Annotated in this window: 19 protein-coding genes; 16 read left to right on the forward strand and 3 right to left on the reverse strand. The window is 61.3% G+C overall.

The genetic code is table 11. The features are described 5' to 3' along the window. Nucleotides 1-52 precede the first annotated feature (52 nt). The 14 genes from G5380_RS07630 (at nucleotide 53) to G5380_RS07695 (ending at nucleotide 14992) form a co-directional block, all read left to right on the forward strand. Complete coding sequence (locus tag G5380_RS07630) at nucleotides 53-508, forward strand: YchJ family protein (RefSeq protein ID WP_421209284.1); 456 nt, start codon at nucleotides 53-55, stop codon at nucleotides 506-508. Nucleotides 509-750: 242 nt separating this feature from the next. Beyond that, complete coding sequence (glpA, locus tag G5380_RS07635; RefSeq protein WP_150389008.1) at nucleotides 751-2424, forward strand: anaerobic glycerol-3-phosphate dehydrogenase subunit A; 1674 nt, start codon at nucleotides 751-753, stop codon at nucleotides 2422-2424. Continuing rightward, the gene (glpB, locus tag G5380_RS07640) at nucleotides 2414-3679 is read left to right on the forward strand and encodes a glycerol-3-phosphate dehydrogenase subunit GlpB (RefSeq protein ID WP_421352599.1); all 1266 of its coding nucleotides are present in this window, start codon (nucleotides 2414-2416) and stop codon (nucleotides 3677-3679) included. The genes glpA and glpB overlap by 11 nt, the downstream gene beginning before the upstream one ends. Nucleotides 3680-3730: 51 nt before the next feature. Beyond that, entirely contained in the window at nucleotides 3731-4933 is a 1203-nt protein-coding gene (glpC, locus tag G5380_RS07645; protein ID WP_040069181.1) for an anaerobic glycerol-3-phosphate dehydrogenase subunit GlpC, read from the forward strand. Nucleotides 4934-5557: 624 nt separating this feature from the next. Next, nucleotides 5558-7003, forward strand: a complete 1446-nt coding sequence (nrfA, locus tag G5380_RS07650; protein ID WP_421352600.1) for an ammonia-forming nitrite reductase cytochrome c552 subunit — start codon at nucleotides 5558-5560, stop codon at nucleotides 7001-7003. Nucleotides 7004-7056: 53 nt separating this feature from the next. Continuing rightward, entirely contained in the window at nucleotides 7057-7656 is a 600-nt protein-coding gene (gene nrfB, locus G5380_RS07655; RefSeq protein ID WP_159143806.1) for a cytochrome c nitrite reductase pentaheme subunit, read from the forward strand. After that, the gene (gene nrfC, locus G5380_RS07660; protein WP_103251173.1) at nucleotides 7653-8333 is read left to right on the forward strand and encodes a cytochrome c nitrite reductase Fe-S protein; all 681 of its coding nucleotides are present in this window, start codon (nucleotides 7653-7655) and stop codon (nucleotides 8331-8333) included. Before nrfB ends, nrfC begins: the two co-directional genes overlap by 4 nt. A gap of 87 nt (nucleotides 8334-8420) precedes the next feature. Then, on the forward strand, nucleotides 8421-9374 hold the full coding sequence (gene nrfD, locus G5380_RS07665; RefSeq protein WP_421352601.1) for a cytochrome c nitrite reductase subunit NrfD: 954 nt from the start codon (nucleotides 8421-8423) through the stop codon (nucleotides 9372-9374). Between the two features lie 119 nt (nucleotides 9375-9493). Beyond that, entirely contained in the window at nucleotides 9494-9937 is a 444-nt protein-coding gene (locus G5380_RS07670; RefSeq protein ID WP_421255417.1) for a hypothetical protein, read from the forward strand. Nucleotides 9938-9983: 46 nt separating this feature from the next. Continuing rightward, nucleotides 9984-11951, forward strand: coding sequence for a heme lyase NrfEFG subunit NrfE (nrfE, locus tag G5380_RS07675; protein WP_421352602.1), 1968 nt, complete (start codon nucleotides 9984-9986; stop codon nucleotides 11949-11951). Then, the gene (locus tag G5380_RS07680; protein ID WP_368225333.1) at nucleotides 11948-12562 is read left to right on the forward strand and encodes a DsbE family thiol:disulfide interchange protein; all 615 of its coding nucleotides are present in this window, start codon (nucleotides 11948-11950) and stop codon (nucleotides 12560-12562) included. The genes nrfE and G5380_RS07680 overlap by 4 nt, the downstream gene beginning before the upstream one ends. Next, nucleotides 12559-13776 carry a heme lyase NrfEFG subunit NrfF gene (gene nrfF, locus G5380_RS07685; protein WP_421352603.1) on the forward strand — a complete coding sequence of 406 codons (1218 nt, stop codon included), beginning with the start codon at nucleotides 12559-12561 and terminating at the stop codon, nucleotides 13774-13776. The genes G5380_RS07680 and nrfF overlap by 4 nt, the downstream gene beginning before the upstream one ends. A gap of 79 nt (nucleotides 13777-13855) precedes the next feature. Continuing rightward, complete coding sequence (locus G5380_RS07690) at nucleotides 13856-14485, forward strand: DUF2268 domain-containing putative Zn-dependent protease (RefSeq protein ID WP_421352604.1); 630 nt, start codon at nucleotides 13856-13858, stop codon at nucleotides 14483-14485. A 54-nt stretch (nucleotides 14486-14539) separates the two neighbouring features. Next, nucleotides 14540-14992, forward strand: a complete 453-nt coding sequence (locus G5380_RS07695) for an NUDIX hydrolase (RefSeq protein WP_421352605.1) — start codon at nucleotides 14540-14542, stop codon at nucleotides 14990-14992. A 98-nt stretch (nucleotides 14993-15090) separates the two neighbouring features. On the opposite strand, the gene phnX is transcribed toward G5380_RS07695, so the two are convergent. The 3 genes from phnX to phnW are packed head-to-tail and all read right to left on the reverse strand — an operon-like array spanning nucleotide 15091 to nucleotide 18501. Then, a complete protein-coding gene (gene phnX / locus G5380_RS07700; protein WP_421352606.1) occupies nucleotides 15091-15930 on the reverse strand; it encodes a phosphonoacetaldehyde hydrolase in 840 nt (279 codons plus the stop codon). After that, nucleotides 15923-17362 carry an aspartate aminotransferase family protein gene (locus tag G5380_RS07705; protein ID WP_421352607.1) on the reverse strand — a complete coding sequence of 480 codons (1440 nt, stop codon included), beginning with the start codon at nucleotides 17360-17362 and terminating at the stop codon, nucleotides 15923-15925. The genes phnX and G5380_RS07705 overlap by 8 nt, the downstream gene beginning before the upstream one ends. After that, nucleotides 17359-18501 carry a 2-aminoethylphosphonate--pyruvate transaminase gene (gene phnW / locus G5380_RS07710; RefSeq protein ID WP_421352608.1) on the reverse strand — a complete coding sequence of 381 codons (1143 nt, stop codon included), beginning with the start codon at nucleotides 18499-18501 and terminating at the stop codon, nucleotides 17359-17361. The genes G5380_RS07705 and phnW overlap by 4 nt, the downstream gene beginning before the upstream one ends. Before the next feature lie 265 nt (nucleotides 18502-18766). Between phnW and phnR the strand changes: the two genes are divergently transcribed. Together phnR and G5380_RS07720 are read left to right on the forward strand one after the other, a co-directional pair. Further along, nucleotides 18767-19474: a phosphonate utilization transcriptional regulator PhnR gene (phnR, locus tag G5380_RS07715; RefSeq protein WP_179214383.1), complete on the forward strand. Its 708-nt coding sequence runs from the start codon at nucleotides 18767-18769 to the stop codon at nucleotides 19472-19474. A 132-nt stretch (nucleotides 19475-19606) separates the two neighbouring features. After that, on the forward strand, nucleotides 19607-20626 hold the full coding sequence (locus G5380_RS07720; protein ID WP_421352609.1) for a putative 2-aminoethylphosphonate ABC transporter substrate-binding protein: 1020 nt from the start codon (nucleotides 19607-19609) through the stop codon (nucleotides 20624-20626). Nucleotides 20627-20659 lie beyond the last annotated feature (33 nt).

Raw genomic sequence — 20659 nt, forward strand, 5'->3', positions numbered from 1 at the left:
GCCCAGCTTTCGTTACAATTCCCTTAAACAAATCGGCCAGAACGTGAAAATCATGAATCTTTGTCCTTGCGGCTCAACCCTTTCTCTCGAATTGTGCTGTGGCTCACGTCACAGTGGCGCGGTGGCTGACACCCCGGAGCAGCTGATGCGCTCGCGCTACAGTGCTTTTGTGCTTGGTCTGGGGGAGTATCTGGTCCATAGCTGGCACCCGGCCCACCTTGGCGGCCTCACCGCCAAAGAGCTCTCTCGCATCGACACCCGCTGGGACGGTCTCGAGATCATCGCCAGCCAGGGCGGCCCGGAGGATGAAACCGGAATGGTGGAGTTCAAAGCCTGGTTTCTGGAGGGGGATGAGCGCCACTGCCTCCATGAGCGCTCCCGCTTCGTGCGTTATCAGGGCCGCTGGGTCTACACCGAGGGAGAGCAGGATCCGGCGCCCCTCAAGGCGGGGCGCAACGATCCCTGCCCCTGTGGCAGCGGCAAAAAGCACAAGAAGTGCTGCGGCTGACCCCTAACACACCCACCAGACTCGTCAAACAGTGACAAGGGGCATCCGATGCCCCTTTTTTGTGCCTGTTATTCGCCACCAGCCCACAAACCGATGCGATAACAAGCGTGACAAATGTCACACAATGCTCATTAACGCGCGAGCAAATGAGCGTTTGCGAGCGCAAATTTGGCCCATATCAAACATTTCCACTCAGAAGTAGGCCACACTGGCCTCATCTGGAAGAGATGAGACGGGCAACAATGAAAAGAATAACTACACAAGTCGTCATCATAGGCGGCGGTGCCACAGGGGCCGGCATCATGCGCGATTGCGCACTGCGCGGCATCGACTGCATCCTGCTCGAGCGCGATGATATCGCCGCCGGCACCACCGGCCGCAACCACGGCCTGCTCCATTCCGGTGCCCGCTACGCGGTGACGGATCAGGAGTCCGCCCGCGAATGCATCCAGGAAAACCGCATCCTCAAGCGGATTGCCAGCCACTGTGTCGAAGACACGGGCGGCCTCTTCCTCACCCTGCCGGAAGATGACATCAATTTCCAAACCACCTTTATGGATGCCTGCGCCCTGGCCGGTATCGAAACCCGCCAGCTCGATCCCGGTGAAGCCCTGCGCATGGAGCCCAACGCCAACCCGGCGATGATCGGCGCCATCCATGTGCCGGACGGCACGGTCGACCCGTTCCGCCTCGCCGCTGCCAACGTGTTGGACGCTAAAGAGCACGGCGCCCGCATCTTCACCCACAGCAAGGTGCTGGGGCTCTTGCGCACTCAGGATCGGGTACACGGGGTCAAGGCGATCAACACCCGCACCGGCGAAGCGTTCGAGGTGGAGTGTCAGGAGGTGATCAACGCCGCTGGCATCTGGGGCCAGCAAATTTGCGAATATGCCGATCTCGGCATCCGCATGTTCCCGGCCAAGGGCTCCCTGCTCATCATGGATTACCGCATCAACCAGTTGGTGCTCAACCGCGCCCGCAAACCGGCGGATGCGGACATTCTGGTGCCGGGCGACACCATCTCCCTCATCGGCACCACCTCCAGTCGCATCGATTACAACAAGATTGACCAGCTCACCGTCGAACCCGAAGAGGTCGAAGTGTTGCTGCGCGAAGGTATCAAGCTTGCTCCCATCATGGCCCGCACCCGCCTGCTGCGCGCCTACGCCGGGGTGCGCCCGCTGGTAGCGGTGGACGGTGACGACACCGGCCGCAACATCAGTCGCGGTATCGTGCTGCTGGATCACGCCGAGCGCGATGGTCTCAAGGGGTTCAACACCATCACCGGCGGCAAGCTGATGACCTACCGCCTGATGGCGGAGTGGGCCACCGATCTGCTGGCCAAGAAACTCGGTAACAGCAAACCCTGCCAGACCGCCGAACTGAGCCTGCCCGGCTCGCGGGATCCGGAGAAGGTCTCCGCCCCCGGTCTCTCGGTGCCGGTCGAAGGCTCCGCCCAATACCGCCACGGCGAGCGGGTCATCGCCTTCTTCCGTGACAATCCCAAGGCCAACGCCCTTATCTGCGAGTGCGAAATGGTCACCGCGGGCGAAATCGAATACGCCCTGCGCGAGCTCGATGTGGACAACCTCATCGATCTGCGCCGCCGCACCCGTCTGGGCATGGGCCCCTGTCAGGGGGAGCTCTGCGCCTACCGCGCCGCCGGACTGATGCAGGAGTACGGCAAGGCCGACGGTCGCCAGGCCTGCGTCATGCTGCGCCAGTTCCTCGAGGAGCGTTACAAGGGAACCCGCCCCGTCCTGTGGGGCGATGCCTTGCGCGAGGCCGAGTTCACCTACTGGATCTACGAAGGGCTGTTTGGCCTGGGGGAATGGACGGCGCCACAGCTGGTCGCCGATACCCCACGCGACCCAACCAGCGAGACCACTCACAAGGAGAGCCGTCATGAAGTTTGACAATATCGTTATCGGCGGTGGCATGGCGGGACTCTCGGCTGCCCTGCGGCTGGTGGAGGCGGGCCAGAAGACCCTGCTGATGGCCTCCGGCCAGAGTGCCCTGCACTTCTCCTCCGGCTCGGTAGATCTGCTCGAAAGCGAGGGGGATCCCCGCGCTGCGCTGCCTGCCTTTATGGCAGCCCATCCGGATCACCCCTACAGCAAAGTAGGAATGCAAAATATCGAGGCGAGTCTGGCCGATCTGCAGCGCCACTGCGCCGAGCAGGGGCTGCCGCTGGTGCACCACGAGACCAACCATGAGCGCCTGACCCCTATCGGCACTCTCAAACGTACCTGGCTCTCCCCCGATACTTGCGCCTGCGTCACCGATGCACCGATCCCGGACGTGCTACTGCTGGCCACCCTCGAGGGCTTTCGCGACTTTCATCCGGCACTGGCGGCGGCCAATCTGGCGACCCATCCGCGTTTTGCCCACTGCCGCATTCTGACTGGTGACATCCGCCTGCCCCAGCTGGCGGAATTCAGCCGCAATCCCCATGAGTTTCGCTCTGCCGACATCGCGCGCCTGTGTGACAAGCACCATCTGGTGGCCGATCTGGCCAGCGAGATCAGTCGAATGGTGCAGGAGAGCGGCGTGCCCGACTGCCGCCATATCGTGCTACCCGCCTGCCTGTCGCTGGGGCTGGTTGGCCCGCGTCTGGCGGAGCTGGAGCAGCGCACCGGCTGCACCATCAAGGAGGTGGCGACCATGCCACCATCGCTGATCGGGATGCGGATGCAGGAGGCGCTCAAGCGCCGCTTCATGGCCCTTGGCGGCACCTTCCTCACCAGCGAGCGGGTGCTGGGCGCCCGTTACGAGGGGGATCGGGTGGTCGGCGTACACACCCAGAATGGCGATGATCAGCTGTTTGAAGCGGACAACTTCGTGCTCGCCTCCGGCAGCTTCTTTAGCCGCGGGCTGGAGTCCCGTCTGCGTGGCATTCGCGAACCCATCTTCGATGCCGATGTGTTGAGTCTGGAGGAGCGCGATGCCTGGGCCGGTCGCCGCCTGTTCGATCACCACCCCTTCATGGGCTTCGGGGTCAAGACCGACGACAAGCTCAGAGTGCTGCGTGGTGGCAAGCCGTTCACCAACCTCTATGGCGCGGGCAGTGTCTTGGCCCATTACGACCCAATTCGTGAAGGTTCCGGCTCCGGTGTTGCCGTTGCCACCGGCTGGCAGGCTGCCGGCCATATTCTGGGCGCTGCCCAATGATTACTACGTCCCATATCCCGTGTCTTCATCATCGCCGGGAGGAGAACTGACATGCTACTGGATCACGCCAACCAAACTTTCGATCAGTGCATCAAATGCACCGTCTGTACCGCCTACTGCCCCGTGGCCAAGGCCAACCCCGCCTACCCCGGCCCGAAACAGGCGGGCCCGGATGGCGAGCGGCTGCGGATCAAGAGCCCGGAGCTCTTTGACAGCGCCCTCAAGCACTGCACCAACTGCAAGCGCTGCGAAGTAGCCTGCCCGAGCGGGGTGCGCATCGGTGACATCATTGCCAAGGCCAAGCATCAGTACAGCGGTTTCAAACCGGGGATCCGCGAGTTCGTACTCTCCCACACCGATCTGATGGGCAGCATGTCTACCCTGATGGCGCCTGTGGTCAACTTCACCACCGGCCTCAAGCCGATGAAGCTGGTGCTGGACAAGGCGCTGGGGGTCTCATCCCACCGTGATCTGCCCAAATACTCCCAGGGCACCTTCCGCGGCTGGTACAAGAAGCAAAAAGAAGCGCAGGCCCGTTATGAGCGCCAAATAGCCTATTTCCACGGCTGCTATGTCAACTACAACCATCCTCAGCTTGGCAAGGAGCTGGTGCAGGTGCTCAACGCCATGAACATCGGCGTGCAGTTGCTGGAGCGGGAGAAGTGCTGCGGCGTACCGCTCATTGCCAACGGCTTCATGGACAAGGCCAAGCAGCAGGCGGCCTTTAATATCAAGCAGATGGAGAACTCCCTGCTGGGCAATGAGATGCCGCTGCTGGCCACCTCCTCCACCTGTGGCTTCACCCTGCGGGACGAATACCCCCACCTGCTGGAGCAGGACAACCACAAGGTGCGGGATCGCATCTCCCTGGTAACCCGCTTCCTGTGGAACGAGTTCTACAAGGGCAACAAACCGGCGATGAAGCCGCTCAATCTGCACATCGCCTACCACACCCCCTGCCACATGGAGAAGATGGGGGGCGTCATCTACACCCTCGAATTGCTGCGCGCCATTCCCGGGGTCAAGGTGACTGTACTGGAGTCCCAGTGCTGCGGCATCGCCGGCACCTACGGCTTCAAATCCGAAAACTACCAGACCAGCCAGACCATTGGCGAGGGGCTGTTTGATCAAATCAACCGCCTCTCCCCCGATCTGGTGATCACCGATTGCGAGACCTGCAAATGGCAGATCGAGATGAGCACCAGCTTCCGCTGCGAGCATCCCATTCATCTGCTGGCCCAGGCTCTGGCATAAGATGAGCGTGACCATATCCGCTGGTGTAAACCCCGAAGCCGGGGTATTCGTTGGTTCACCACCATGCCTTTGGGGCTGCAACCCAAACAGTATCTGATCACGATAAGACCTGAGAGGAGCCGGCATTGCCGGCTTCTCTCATTGATGTTGCCGACCATCTCGCCCATCGGCGGAACGCCCGGCCCGTACAGACTGTAACCGACAGCCCTCTCAAAAAAAGAATATTTATTCATTTATTATTTTTATACCCATAAATAGATAATTGATATGACAGATAACCCTGCATGCCTTGCCAAATAACACAGGCATACCTCAGGTGTCGCTCCGTCCCGCCACAGAGACTCATTACACTTCCAATATTCTGACTTTCTTAATAATTTAACCGGGATCTCATTTCTGTCTGTTGGTGCTCTCGGTAATTGATCTAGCGCAAGCCCCCCTCTGATAAATCATCATTCTTTTTACCCATTTGGTAATATCCAACTCGAGCAATCGCATAAAAACATGGGTTTTATTCACTAATAACAATGAAGCGGCCTGCCTGCTCCTGCTTGGCGGGGGCGAACCAATGCCCACATCCAGGATGGAACTGTCAGGTCTGGCAATGAGATCGATTAGGGAGTGATGATCGTGAGTTCACGCAACAGACAGATCAAGCTGGGCCTCGCCGCCCTGCTGCTGACTACCAGCCTTGGCACCAGCGGCTGGGCACAGGCAGCCGATGACACGCAACCCAAAGGCAAGATCGAGGCGCGCAGCGAGCTGTTCGCCAAGGATCACGCCGATCAGTTCACCAGCTGGCAAGCCACCAGCGAAAGCAAGGAACGCACCGATGCGCTGGCGGAAGATCCCAACATGGTGGTGCTGTGGGGCGGTTACCCCTTCGCCAAGGATTACAACAAGCCGCGCGGTCACTTCTATGCCCTGACCGATGTGCGCGAAACCCTGCGCACCGGCGCCCCGAAAACAGCCGAAGATGGCCCCCTGCCCATGGCCTGCTGGAGCTGCAAAGGCCCGGATGTGGCCCGCGTCATCGACGAGCAGGGTGAGGATGGCTACTTCAAAGGGATGTGGGCCAAGGGCGGGCCGGAAGTAGTCAACACCATCGGCTGCGCCGACTGCCACGACACCGCCTCGAAGGAGTTCAAGGAGGGTAAACCGGCCCTGCACCTCTCCCGTCCCTATGCCGATCGGGCCATGACAGCCATCGGCAAGCCGTTCAAGGAGCAGGGGCGCTTTGAACGGCAGTCCCAGGTGTGCGGCCAGTGCCACGTGGAGTACTACTTCAGCGGCCCCACCAAGGCGGTCAAATTTCCCTGGGACAAGGGCACCACGGTGGAGCAGATGGAGGCCTATTACGATGAAATCGGCTTTGCCGACTGGACTCATGCCCTCTCCAAAACCCCCATGCTGAAAGCCCAGCACCCCGAGTACGAAACCTGGCGCGCCGGCATTCACGGCCAGAACAACGTCGCCTGTGTCGATTGCCACATGCCCAAGGTGCAGAACGAGCAGGGCAAGGTCTACACGGATCACAAAGTGGGGAACCCCTTCGATCGTTTCGAGCAGACCTGCCGCAACTGTCATACCCAGAGCAAGGAGATGCTGCAGGGGATCGTCAAGCAGCGCAAAGAGGCGGTAATCGAAACCAAGCTGAAGGTCGAGAAGCAGCTGGTACACGCCCACTTTGAAGCCAAGGCGGCCTGGGATGCCGGCGCCACCGAGGCTGAGATGAAGGATATTCTGCAGGACATCCGTCACGCCCAGTGGCGCTGGGACTACGCCATCGCATCCCACGGGGTGCAGATGCACGCCCCCGAAGTGGCCCTCAAGGTACTTGGCAGCGCGCTGGATAAAGCCGCTGACGCCCGCACCAAGCTGGCGCGCCTGTTGGCCAGCAAGGGGATCAGCCACGAGATCGCCATCCCCGACATCTCCACCAAGGAGAAAGCGCAAGCCGCCCTTGGCATGGATATGAAGCAGTTCAACAGCGACAAGGCCCAATTCCTCAAGACCACGGTCCCCGCCTGGGATGCCGAGGCCAAAGCAGCCGGACGGCTGGCACAGTAACGGCGCCTGCGGGTCCGGCGCCAAGTCGGGCCCGCAGCGGATGGAGGCTTCCTATGGGTGATTTAACGATGGATTTTTTACGACTGATGCTGATGGCAGCCATGCTGCTCACCAGCCTGCAGGGTCAGGCGGCCGAGCCGGCAGCAGCCCCTGTTCCAGCTACACATGAGGTGGAATTTTTACGCAATCCCGACAAGGCTTGCACCGACTGTCACAAGGAGCAGAGCGAAGGGATGCACGGCAAGCATGGTCAGGCGACCAATCCCAACAACCTGGCACCTGTCACCTGCACCAACTGCCACGGCCAGCCCTCCCCCCAGCACCGGGAAGGGGTCAAGGATGTGATGCGCTTCAGCCACAGCCTGAAGGATAAAGAGAGCATCAAGCTTTATCCCATCAGCGAGCAGAATGGAGTCTGCATGAGCTGCCACGAGCCTAAAGAGCTGCGCGAGGCGCTCTGGGCCCACGACGTGCACGCCACCAAGCTCACCTGCACCAGCTGTCACCAGTTGCATCCGGCCAAGGAGCCCATGGTGGCGATCCCGGAAAAATCCCGCATCAAGCTCTGCGTCGACTGCCACAGCAAGCAACATGAGGCCAGCAAGGCCCGGCAGGAGCAGTCCAAACCGGCTACCGGCAAGGAGGCATCATGAGCTGCTCTCGCCGTGACTTTATGGCGGGCATGGGCGCAGGGGCCCTTATCATGATGACGGGGCCGACTCGCACCCTTGCCACCCCCCTTGCCCACAGCCAGACCATAGACGGGGTCCGCTATGGCATGATCCACGATGAGACGGCCTGCATCGGCTGTACCGCTTGCATGGATGCCTGCCGGGAAGTGAACAAAGTGCCAGAAGGGGTCTCGCGCCTCGAGATCATCCGCTCAAGCCCCATCGGGGAATTTCCCGACGCCGAGTACCGCTTCTTTCGCAAGTCCTGCCAACACTGCGACAACGCCCCCTGCGTCCACGTCTGCCCGACCGGCGCCTCCCATATTCGCAAGGAGGATGGCATCGTCGATGTCGACGCGGATCTCTGCGTCGGCTGCATGTATTGCCTCGCCGCCTGCCCCTATCAGGTGCGCTTTATCAACCCGGTCACCCGAGTGGCGGACAAATGCGACTTTTGCCGCAAGACCAACCTGGCGGCAGGCAAGGAGCCGGCGTGCGTGGAATCCTGCCCCACCAAGGCGCTGGTGTTCGGCAATCTGGATGACCCGGACAGCCCCATCGCCCAACGGCTGGTGAAGGAGACCACCTATCGCTACAAGCAGGCGCTCGGCACCTCCCCCAAGATGTACCGCGTGCCCAAAGGGGAGATAACGTCATGACCATACAAGCGGCATTTCACTTCCCCTCCCTTGTCTGGGGATTTGCCCGATCGCTATCTACCGCAGTCACAGAAGGAGGAATGGACCATGTGGCATGATGCATTTCACTTCCCTTCCCTTGTCTGGGACTGGCCCATAGCCATCTATCTCTTTCTGCTCGGCATCTCCGCCGGGGCCACCACCCTCTCGGTGCTGCTGCGCCGCAAGGGGGCCGGCAGCGAGAGCGGCATCATCAAGGCGACCGCCATTCTGGCGCCAGCGAGCGTGATCCTGGGGTTACTGATCCTTATCTTCCATCTGGTCCGCCCCTGGACCTTCTGGAAGCTGATGTTCCACTACCAGTTCGACTCAGTGATGTCGATGGGGGTCATGCTGTTTCAGCTCTATATGGCGGTGCTGTTCGCCTGGCTGGCGGTGGTGTTTCGCACCGAGATCGAGACAATGCGCAGCCGGTTGTTGAAAGAGAAGTTCGCATTTGTGGATGGGCTGATTGGCTGGCTCGCCCGCATCGAACGGCTGCTGGCACCGCTGTTGCTGCTGCTCGCCGTGCTACTGGGGGCCTACACCGGCTTTCTGCTGTCAGCCCTCAAGACCTATCCGCTGTTGAACAACCCGGTGTTGCCGGTGCTGTTTCTGGTATCCGGTATCAGCTCCGGCATCGCCTCCACCATCTTGCTGGCGGTGACGCTCTTCAAGGAGAACCATCACAGCCAAGGGGTGAGCTTCGTGCATCGCTTCGAGCGGCCGGTGCTGGCGGTGGAGGTGTTGCTGCTGGTCTGCTTCTTTACCGGCCTCTACTTCGGTGGCGGCCAGAAAGAGGTGGCGATGTGGGCGGCCATCGGCAGCGGTTTCTGGGCTCAGGTGTTCTGGCTCGGGGTGGTGGGCATCGGCATGCTGCTGCCCCAGCTGCTGGCTCTGCTGACCCCGGCGCCCCTGCGGGAGCGAAACGGCCATCTGGTGCTGGTCTGCAGCCTGACTCTGGTGGGGATCCTGCTGCTGCGCTACTTCGTGCTCTATGCCGGCCAGATGACTGTAGTTTAAAGGTATGATCACCAGCGCCAGCCACCTTCGGGTGACTGGCGCTGGCTCGTTGATTCGCAAGTGAAATCTAAATGGGGATAACAACGTTGGAATTTCTTTATCGAGGGTTCAACTGCCATATGACAGTGACCGATGCCATGGTTCCCAAATCGCTATCGGATGATCCAGAGCAAGGCGCTGAGTTTGGTGATGACAGAGTTCAATGCGGAGACTCAGATTTCACATGCGGACTCTCTATCACCAATAGCATTCACTCACACGAATACGGTGGGAATGGTGAACCAACTGGAGGGATATCGACAACCCCGCATTTTGAAGTAGCCAAACGCTATGCCTTGGGAAATGGAAGGTTTGCCAACGGCCATGTCATCCGAATGTCCATCCCAGAATTAAAGAAAGCTGGCGTAACCATCTATCGAGTCAATGATTGCCTTGATACCCCCTCAGTCCCTTCGGATGACGAACATTGGATCTATTTCAAAGGCGAGTTTCCTCAAAGCACCATTGTGGAAACGTTCCACGTCTACTCAGAAGCGCCTTCTGAGCCTGAGTTGAAAGACTGAAATTTGTAATTAATTCAATTAATTTCTAATTGCATTTGGAGGTTGTGTGCTGGCGGAGCTCGGCTATCTCTCACTGTTGCTGGCGACCGGGCTCGCCCTGCTGCAAGGGCTGCTGCCCTGGCTGGGGCTGCGGCTCGCCTCACGGCCGCTGCTCGGCTGCGCAACACCGCTGGCCCTCCTGGTCGCGCTCCTGCTGTTGGCCGCCCTGCTGCTGCTCGCCGGCTGTTTTGGCCTCGATGACTTTACCCTGGTCTATGTGGCCCAGCACGCCAACAGTGCCCTGCCCCTGGGCTTCAAGCTGGCGGCGGTGTGGGGCGGCCATGAAGGCTCCATGCTCTTTTTCGTCTTTGCGCTGGGGCTGTGGGGCGCTCTGGTGGCCCTTTGCTCCAGGCGGGTCGATCCGCTTATTACAACCCGGGTATTGGCCATCATGGGGCTGATCGTCGGCCTGTTCGGCCTCTATACCCTGATCTTCTCCAGCCCGTTTGACCGCCAATTCCCGGGACCACTGGAGGGGCGCGACCTCAACCCCATGCTGCAGGATATCGGCCTTATCATCCACCCGCCCCTGCTCTATCTCGGTTACGTCGGCTTTGCGGTCAACTTCGCTTTCGCCATGGCGGCGCTGCACTCGGGTCGGCTCGATGGCGCCGTGGCTCACTGGAGCCGCCCCTGGGCGCTCGGCTCCTGGGTATTTCTCACCGCCGGCATCGTGCTGGGCTCATGGTGGGCCTACTACGAGCTCGGCTGGGGCGGCTGGTGGTTCTGGGATCCGGTAGAAAACGCCTCCCTCTTGCCCTGGCTGCTCGGCACTGCCCTGCTGCACGCCCTGATTGTCTGCGAGAAGCGCGGCGCCTACGGCCACGCCGTGCTGTTACTCTCCATCTTCACCTTCGCCTTGAGCCTGCTCGGCACCTTCGTGGTGCGCTCCGGGGTACTCACCTCGGTGCACGCCTTTGCGGTGGACCCCAGCCGCGGCCTCACCCTCTTGTTGCTGCTCGGTTTGCTATTGACCTGCGCCCTCACCCTGTTTGCCCTGCGCGCAGACATTCGCGCTCCCTATGCCCGCTTTGGCTTGCTGTCAAAAGAGGGGCTGCTCGGCGCCGCCATCCTGCTGCTCTGCGTGGCCTGCGCCAGCGTGCTGCTCGGCACCTTCTACCCCATGGTGTTCCAGTCGCTTCATCTGGGTTCGCTCTCGGTGGGCGCCCCCTATTTCAATACCATCTTCGTGCCGCTGGCCCTCTGCCTGATGACGCTGATGACCCAGCTGCCGCGCCTGCGCTGGCAGCAGCTTGCCGCAGGTTCCCGACTCAACGCGCTGTTACCGCCGCTGTTTGGCCTGCTTGGCGGCGGGCTGCTTAGCCTTGCCTATCTGGAACAGGGATCGTTTTCCGGTAGCTGGATTGGCATCCTCGCCAATATTGTGAGCCTCTGGCTGATGGCCAGTCTGTTGCTCCCGCTCTTGCAACCGACGTCGCTGCGCGAGCTCACCCTCCATCGGTTCGGCAGCCTGCTGGCCCATCTCGGGGTGGCGGTGTGCGCCCTTGGCATCGCGCAGGTGAGTCACCACAGTCAGGAGGGGGGCACTGTGTTAAGTGCCAACCAACCCTACCAGCTCGGCGCGTTCGAGTTTCGCTATGAGGGGCGCGAGCCGGTGATCGGCCCCAACTACACCGCCGAGCGCATCACGCTTAGCGTGCACAAGAACGGTAAAGAGGTGGCGCGGCTGACGCCGGAGCGGCGCCACTACAGCGTGCGCACCATGAACATGAACGAACCGGGCATCGCGTGGGGAATGCTCGGCGATCTTTACGTGGTGCTGGGTGAGAAGATGGGACCAGATGCCTATGCCATGCGGCTGCACTACAAACCGCTGGTGCGCTGGATCTGGCTCGGCGGCCTGTTGATGATGGCGGGTGGCACCCTGCGTCTGCTCGCCCGTCGCCCCTTGCTCGCCTCCCGTTCCGTTACGGTTGGCACCTCCCATCCCCGGCTCGAACAGGAGGCGTTATGAGATCCCGCCTGCGCCTCTTTCTTCCACTGCTCCTTACCCTGAGCCTCGGCATCCTGCTCTGGCTCGGCCTTGGCAACAATCCCTACAGCCAGGATGAGGCGACGCTCGGCCGTACCCTGCCTGCGTGGCAAAGCAACAATCTGCTGGATGGGAGTCCGATCCAGACTGCCAGCCTCAAGGGCGAGCCCTTTGTCATTAACGTCTGGGCCAGCTGGTGCGCCAACTGCCGCGCCGAGCATCCGCTGCTCAGCGAGCTCGCGGGCACCGTGCCCCTCTACGGTCTCAACTACCGGGACAAGGGGGATGCGGCCCGCGCCTGGCTTATCCAGGCGGGCAACCCCTATCGCGCCGTACTGGCCGACCCTGACGGCAAATTGGCTCTTGAGCTCGGCGTCTACGGCACGCCAGAGACCTATCTGTTTGATGCCGATGGTGCCCTGCTCGCCCGCCACACCGGCGAACTCACCAAAGGGATCTGGCAACGCCAGTTTGCCCCCCTGCTCGACAAGGCGCGAGCGGATGCGCAGATAAAGGCCGCCACAATGGCACCCGCGATTGCGCCATCTATTGCGCCGTCTATTGCAACATCAGCTCGGGAGACACAGCCATGATGTGCCGTTCTCTTGCTTGCGCCCTGCTGGCCCTCGGCATGCTGCTGAGTGCAACTGCATATTCCAGCGGGGTCGATACCTATCAATTTCGCCATCCCGAGCTGCAAAATCGGGCGCAAGAGCTGGCCCGCGCCCTGCGCTGCCCCCAGTGCCAGAACCAGAACCTGGTGGAGTCCAACTCCCCCATCGCCCGGGATCTGCGGCTAGAGGTCTACCGCTGGGTGGACGAGGGGCAGTCTGATGAACAGGTGATCGCCCGCATGACGGAGCGCTTCGGTGATTTCGTCCGCTACGATCCCCCCTTCAAGGCCAGCACGGCGCTGCTGTGGGGCGGTCCCCTGCTGCTGTTGGGGCTGGCGCTGTTGATCCTGTTTCGCCGCCTGACACGCACAAAGGTGCAACCCATCCCTGTCGTTAAGGCAATCGATGAGTCAATCCATCAACCCGCGGCCGATCCGCGCAGCGAATTGAATCTGTTGATCATGCGTGGAGAACAAGTGGGCCTCTCCCCAGACCAGCCACTCTACAGGGAGCTGAGCGCCGCCCGCCTGGCCAGCGCCATCCCGGCGGCTGAGCTGGCCCTGCGCGCGCAACTGGCCAACCAGCATGACAATCGCGGCCGCAATAACTGGCACGGGCGGGCCCTGTTGCTGCTTGGCATCATGGCATTCGTAGCCGTTGCAGCTGTCTATCTGAGCAGCGGCCGCTATCAGGCGTGGCTGGCTTATCAGTCGCGCCCCGATCCGCTGGCGGGGTTGAGCCCGCGGGATCTGCAGGACAAGGAGCTGGGGAGTCTGCATCAGAAGCTTCAGCGCAACCCCGCCGATCTCGACAGCTGGGCGGCGCTCGGCCAGCTCTATCTCTATCGGGGCGAATATGACAACGCCCTGCTCGCCTACCAGCGTCTCGCGCTGCTGGAGGGGGGCGCCAGCGCAGCGACCCAGGCCGCGCAGGCCACCGTGCTCTACTATCAGGCAGGCCAGCAGCTGACTCCCGAGGCAACCCGCCTGCTGGAGAGCGCCCTCAAGCAGGACGCGGGGGAAGTGAGTGCCCTGATGCTGCTCGCCTCCGATCACTTCCTGCATGGCCGCTACAGCCAGGCCATTGCGCTGTGGCAACAACTGCTTGATGGCGAGCGCCCTCGCATCAACCGGGCCGCGCTGATCGAGGCGATCCAGACGGCAAGCATCATGGGCGGGCAACCCCTTGATTGAAGGAGGGTAATCGTGGTGATATGGCGCCGCGACCACGCAAGTGGCTCAGCACTCTCTTTCAATAGACAAGGATGTCTGGATGCAACTCACCCTGTTAAACGACTCGGGCAAATTCGATGGGCTCGATGACACCATTCGGCACGTTTTTGCCGAGACTGCGCACAAATTGAATGCCTTGTTCGATCTCTCCCAACTGGATGTCACCTTCAGCCCTTTTGCCGAAGGGGATGCTCCCGACTCGGGTATCGGTGGCTGGGCCATCAACATGTATCGAATAGAACTCCAGCTTGATCTGGAACGGCCTGATATCAAAGAGGTGATCATCACCGAATTGCCTGCCGTGCTGGCCCACGAAGTCCACCATATCGTGCAAAAGAAGAACAAGGTGGAAGCAGAAACACTGGCCGAAAACCTGATTTTTGAAGGGCTGGCCTGCTACTTTGAACAGAGGTTCAATGGTGGCACACTCCCCTCGCTGTTCAAGGAGTCTCATCATCATGACTGGCAATCGCTCCTGGCAGAGATGACGCCCCATCTATCCAGCAAGCAGTTCAACTTTTTAGACTTTTTCTACTGCCGTGATAACCGGCCATTTCCCAAATATGCCGGTTACTGGGTGGGGTTCAATCTGGTGGCCAACTATCTGGCCAAAAATGGCCTGAATGAAATAGAGGTCATGGGCCTGCCCCCCGAGGCGTATTTCAATTAACACGCCTTCACACTGTTCATGGCTATCACAGAGCCCAAATCCGGAGAGAAGATCATGATCCCCATTCGCTGCAAGGCCGTCTCTGGCGTTGCCCTTACCACTGTCGATGGCGAAACCAAATTGCTGGTGATGAAACGGGTCAAGGGGGGCTTCTGGTGTCATGTGGCGGGCACGGTGGAGGCGGGTGAAACCGGCTGGCAGACCATTATTCGGGAGTTTGGCGAAGAGACGGGTATCCGGGTCACCGAACTCTACAACGGCCAGTATCTGGAGCAGTTTTACGAGGCGAGCCTGAACACGATAGAGATGGTGCCGGTCTTTGTGGTCTATTGCCCGGCCAATCAGGCGGTGACCCTCAACGATGAGCACACAGACTATCGCTGGTGTTCCCTGGCCGAGGCCAAGGCGCTGGTGAGTTTCCCCGGCCAGAAGGCGCTCTACGACCATATCTGGCACCACTTTGTCGACAACGCCCCCTATCCCCTGATGCGGGTCGATATCCGCTGACTGCGCACGGCTTCCCCCTGTAGATGCAACACGCCCCCGGATGGGGGCGTGTTGTATCTAAAGCCAGCCAAGCGCTTTTGTTAGACCCCACCAATGGCCTACGGCCGCTCGCCAGCGGCCAGACGGCGGTTGATATCGGCGATAACCGGGGCGATGTCGGCCAGGGTATCAATCACATAGTGTGCCCCCGCCGCCCGCAGTTTGGCCTCGGCCGGTGCACGCCGGGCGGCGATCTCAGCCTCGCTCATGGCGGCAAACTCGTCCCAAGTGGCACCAAACTCGTTGCCGGAAACCGACAATCCCACCGTCCACATGCCCGCGTTAAGCCCTTCGCTGATGCCGGGTACGGCGTCATCCACCTTGATGCAACGATACACGGCGCTCAATCCGAGCTCAATTACGTTGGCCAGCGCCATCCAGGGGCCGGGGCGACCACCAGCCTTGAGATCGTCGGTGGCGACCCAGTGATCCGGGCGGTAGCCGTGATCGGCCGCAGCAGGTACCAGCGCCTCCATCACCGGACGGGGATAACCGGAGCAGGAGCCGATTTTCATCCCCTGACCCCGCAGAGCGTCCAGCACCGGCAACACGCCGGGGATGGGGTCGGCGAAGCGGGTCACGGCGGCAATCTGCAGCGGCATAAAGGTGTGATAAATGTGGTCAACCTCGGCGTGGCTCATGGGGTGGCTAAAGCGGGCCTGCCAGCGCGCATCCACCGAAGGCAGACGGCCCAGCGCGGCAATATGATCCCACTTGCCAAGGCCCATGGGCTGGCGTGCTTCGTCCAGAGTAACGGGGAAGTCATAGGCGCGGGCGAAGGCCTCGACGAAGATGGAGGTGGGGGCGAAGGAGCCGAAATCGACGACGGTGCCGGCCCAGTCGAGGATCAGCGCCTCTACGTCAGTGGTCGGGTCTACAGCAATCTGCAAGTCAGTCATGGTGGTGTTCCTGTTTCGGTGAAAGTGCGATCTCGCCCAATGCGCGATCGAGAATGGAAATGGCGCGCACCAGATCGGCACGGGCGATATTGAGCGGTGGCGAGAGCTGGATGACGTTCCCTTGGGAGACCTTGAAGCTGAGCCCCAGCTCCAGACAGCGGTAGAGCAGCCGCTCGGCGGCCTGGCTATTGCGGGTGCGACTCTGGTGATCGACCACCAGATCGAGCGCCCACAAAAGACCGATACCCCGCACCTGCCCGATCAACGGGTAACGCTGGGCAAGCGCCGCTAGCTCTGCCGCCATAAAGCGGCCATCCTCCTGCGCTTTTGCCAGCAATCCCTCTTCACGGATGGTAGTGATGGTGGCGAGGGCCGCCGCGCAGCCGATGGGGCTCTTCTCGTGGGTGTAGTGACCGAGCGAAATAGCTGCGGCCTGATTGAAACGGTCGCGGGTGATGAGCGCCGCAAACGGCACCACCCCGCCCCCCAACCCCTTGCCCAGGCAGATGATGTCGGGCTCGATGCCGAACTCTTCAAAGCTAAACCAGTGGCCGGTGCGCCCCAAGGCATTGGGGATCTCGTCGACAATCAGCAGCACCTTGTGGCGTTCGCAGATCTCCCGCACCCGCTGCCAGTAGGCCTTCGAGGGCACCTGTACATCGGTATTGCGGATCGGCTCGGCGATAAAGGCGCCGATCCCTCCCTCCTTCTCGATGACGTACTCCAGATAATCGGCGTAGTGCAGGTCATCCCCCTCCCCGCGATACCAGACGCCGCGATAGCGGGTGGGGGGTGGGATGCGCTCCACCCCGGCCATCAGCGGGCCCATGCCGGCGCGAAAACAGGCCTCGCCACCGACCGAGATGGCATCGAGGGAGGCGCCGTGAAAGGCATCCCACAGGGATACCACCTTGCTGTTGCCAGTAATGAAGCGGGCAAGCTTCAGGGCAATCCCCACCACCTCGCTGCCACCGGGGGCGAACAGCACCCGGTTGAGATCGCCGGGAGCCAGTTCGGCCAGAGTGCGGGCGCAGTCGATGGCAACCTGATGGGTGTAGCGGCGGGGTGCGAACGGCAGATCGGCGAGTTGCTGCTGCACCGCGGCCACCACCCTGGGATGACCGTGGCCCAGCTGATGGACGCTGTTGCCGTGAAAATCGAGGTAACGCTTGCCCGATACACTGGTCAGCCAGCTCCCCTGCGCCCCCTCAATCAGATCGAGACAGGGGGTGGAGAGGGCCTGATGGAGAAAGTAGCGGCTATCTTCCGCCAATCCGGCCTGTACATCTTCGCTCTGACCCGCCCACCAGCGCGCCCGCCCCTCGCCGAGGTTGATATCCCCTTCGCTGTCGGCGCGGCCGCTGCCGTGCAGCTTATGGTCATGCAAATCGCGGCCACGCAGATCACGACCCTGAGCCAGCATGCTGGTCATCGCGCGTCCCCTTGCCAGTAGCAGGCGCTGGCCATGGCGGCGAGCAGATCGCGCACCCGCTCAGGGGTCACGTCGCCGATATTGCCGATACGGAAGCAATCGGCTTGGGAGACCTTGCCCGGATAGATGACAAAGCCCTGCGCCTTGAGCCGCTGGTAGAAATCGGCGAAGCGGTAGTCAGGGTGGGCCGGAGAGTAGAAGGCGGTGATGATGGGAGATTGCCACTGCTCGGGCAGCAGCGGTGCAAAGTCTAGAGCGGCCATCCCCGCCACCAGCGTGCGCTGATTCTCGCTGTAGCGCTGATGACGGGCTTCAATGCCCCCCTCCTCGTCCAGCTCGCGCAGGGCCTGGGCAAAGGCAAGCACGGTATGGGTGGGCGAGGTAAAGCGCCACTTGCCCCCCTGCTGCTCCATGGTCTGCCACTGGGCATGCAGGTCAAGGGAGACCGAGCGAGCACGACCGGCACAGGCCGTGAGCGCCACGCGGCGAGCGATGACGAAGCCAAAACCCGGCACCCCCTGAATGCACTTGTTGGCCGAGCTGATAAGAAACTCGATGCCAAGGCGCCCCATGTCGATGGGGATGCCGCCAAAGCTGCTCATGGCATCGACGATCAGGCGAATGCCGCAACGCTGGCAGAGCGCAGCCACCTCCTCAAGGGGGTTGAGCATGCCGGTGGTGGTCTCGCAGTGCACCATGGCCAGATGGGTGATCTCGGGGTGGCGCCCCAGCATCGCCTCGATGGTAGCGGGCTCCGGGCGGGTGGTCTCGCCGCAGTCCAGCTCATGGTGACGCAGGCCAAGACAGCGGGCCATCTCCCCCATGCGGGCACCGTAGGCGCCGTTGTTGATGATCAGCAGACACTCATCGATGCCTATCGCCGAGCCCAGCACGCTCTCCACCACATAGCTGCCACTCCCCTGAAGCAGCACAGCTCTGTAGTCACTTTGATATTCAGGGCCAGTTGCCAGCCGCACCAGCTCGCGGCGAATGGGCTCCACCACCCCCTGGTTGTAGTCCGCATCCCAGGTGCAGCTGTCTTGCAGCATGGCGGCGCGCACCGTGGCGGTGGTCGAGAGGGGGCCCGGGGTCAGCAGCAGGTAATCGACGGCGGCGGGGGCCGCAAGAATATGGGTCATGACTTCGCTCCTTTTGGTATATACCAGAATGAGCGCATTGTGGGTAACTGCCCCGCCAAGGTCAAAGGGGTGGCGCTATGTGCAACAAAAAATTCATTTTCAGCGCCGGGATCGCGATAATCTAGGAAATCTGAACAACAGGGGCGATGCTGGTATCTACCAACGCATGTTGATGTCGCCGTGTAACGACCGGGCAGATGACCTGCCCTGTGCCCAGCCCATTGCCCAACTCATTGCGCAACTTATTGCAAAACCAGGGATTTTCATGAGCAAACCGCAATATCTGCAGATCAAGGATGCCCTCGCCAACCAGATCCTGGCGGGGGGTCTGGCCCCCAACGACAAGCTCCCCTCCGAGCGGCTGCTGGGGGAACTCTATGGCACCACCCGGGTTACCATCCGCGAGGCACTGGTTCAGCTGGAGGCAAACGGCCTTATCTATCGGGAGGATCGCCGCGGCTGGTTTGTCACCCCGCCGCGCTTTCGCTTGAACCCCAGACGCACCTCCAACTTTCACCAGATAGTGCGGGAGCAAGGGGGTGAGCCGCGCACCGAGCTGCTGGAAAAAAGCCGCCAGGCGGTACCGCCCGCGTTGATGGTGCAGCTGCAGCTCAAGCCGTTCGACAGCCTGTTTCTGCTAAAACGGCTGCGCTACGCCAACGGACGCGCCATCTGCTACTGCGAGAACCACTGCCTGCCAGAGCGGGTGCCCGGCCTGCTGGAGCTGGATCTCAACGGCAGTCTGACCGAGATCTACCAGGCCCATTACGATCTCCACTATGCCCGCATGCAGGTGCGCTTCTTCCCCACCGCCCTGCCGGACGAAGTGGCCAAGGCGCTGGGGGCCACCGCCGGTCTGCCCGCCCTGCGCCTCGAGCGGCTCAACTTCGATCAGCACGGCCGGGTGCTCGACTTCGATCTGGAGTACTGGCGCCACGACAGTCTGGAGATCGAGGTGGATACCCAGGATTAGTCACGGGCAGATCAGGAACGGCAAATCGCACACGGGAAAACGTCACGGGGCTGTCACGGTCACGTCATAAAGATCCCCTAGCCTCTCTCGACCAATCTGGTTTATACCAAGCCAACTTATATGGAGAAGAGGATGAAACAGGGAACCCATCTGCTGGCCACCGCCGTGCTGGCTGCCATGACCGCCCCGGCACTGGCCGCGACCGATCTCACCGTCTACACCGCCTTCGAACCGGAGCAGCTCAACGAGCTGAAAACCGCGTTCGAGCGCCAGCATCCGGACATCAACATCAAGTGGGTGCGTGACTCCACCGGCGTGGTCACCGCCCGCTTGCTGGCAGAAAAAGCCCAGCCCAAAGCGGATGTGGTGTGGGGACTGGCCGCCACCAGCCTGATGCAGCTCGATCAGCAGCAGATGCTCAATGCCTATGCACCGAAAGGACTGGATAAGCTCGACAGCCGCTTTCGCGACAGCAAGGCCGAGCCGCACTGGATCGGTCTGGACGCCTTCTTCAGCGCCATCTGCTTCAACAAGGTAGAGGCAGAAAAACAGGGGATCCCGGCCCCCACCAGCTGGGCCGACCTCACCAAGCCCATCTACAAGGGCAAGGTGATCATGCCCAACCCCAGCTCCTCCGGTACCGGTTACCTGAGCGTTGCGGGCTGGCTGCAGACCATGGGCGAGCAGCAGGGCTGGCAATTCATGAACGGCCTGCATCAGAATATCGACCGTTACACCCACTCGGGCTCAGCCCCCTGCAAGCTGGCCGCCAGCGGCGAGACGGTGATCGGTATCTCCTTCGACTTCCCGGCTACCAGCCTCAAGGCCAAGGGTGCCCCCATCGAGGTGGTGTTCCCGAAAGAGGGTTCGGGCTGGGATATGGAAGCCGCCGCCATCATCAAGGGCACTCCCAAGCTGGAAGCCGCCAAACAGCTGCTCGACTTTGCCGCCACCGAACAGGCCAACGCCCTCTACAACAAGTCGTTCGCCGTGGTCGCCATTCCCGATGTAGCCCAACCGAGAGCGGGCTATCCGGCGGATATCAAAGGCCAGATGATCGACAACGACTTTAGCTGGGCAGCCCGCGAGCGCAACGCCATCCTGGCCCAGTGGAGCGCCAGCTTCGACGGCAAGACCGAAGCCAAACAGTAAGCGTGAAGGGCGGCGGTTTGTTCACGCCAGACA

Source organism: Aeromonas sp. 604443, from assembly GCF_049170315.1.
GTDB lineage: Bacteria > Pseudomonadota > Gammaproteobacteria > Enterobacterales > Aeromonadaceae > Aeromonas > Aeromonas veronii_A.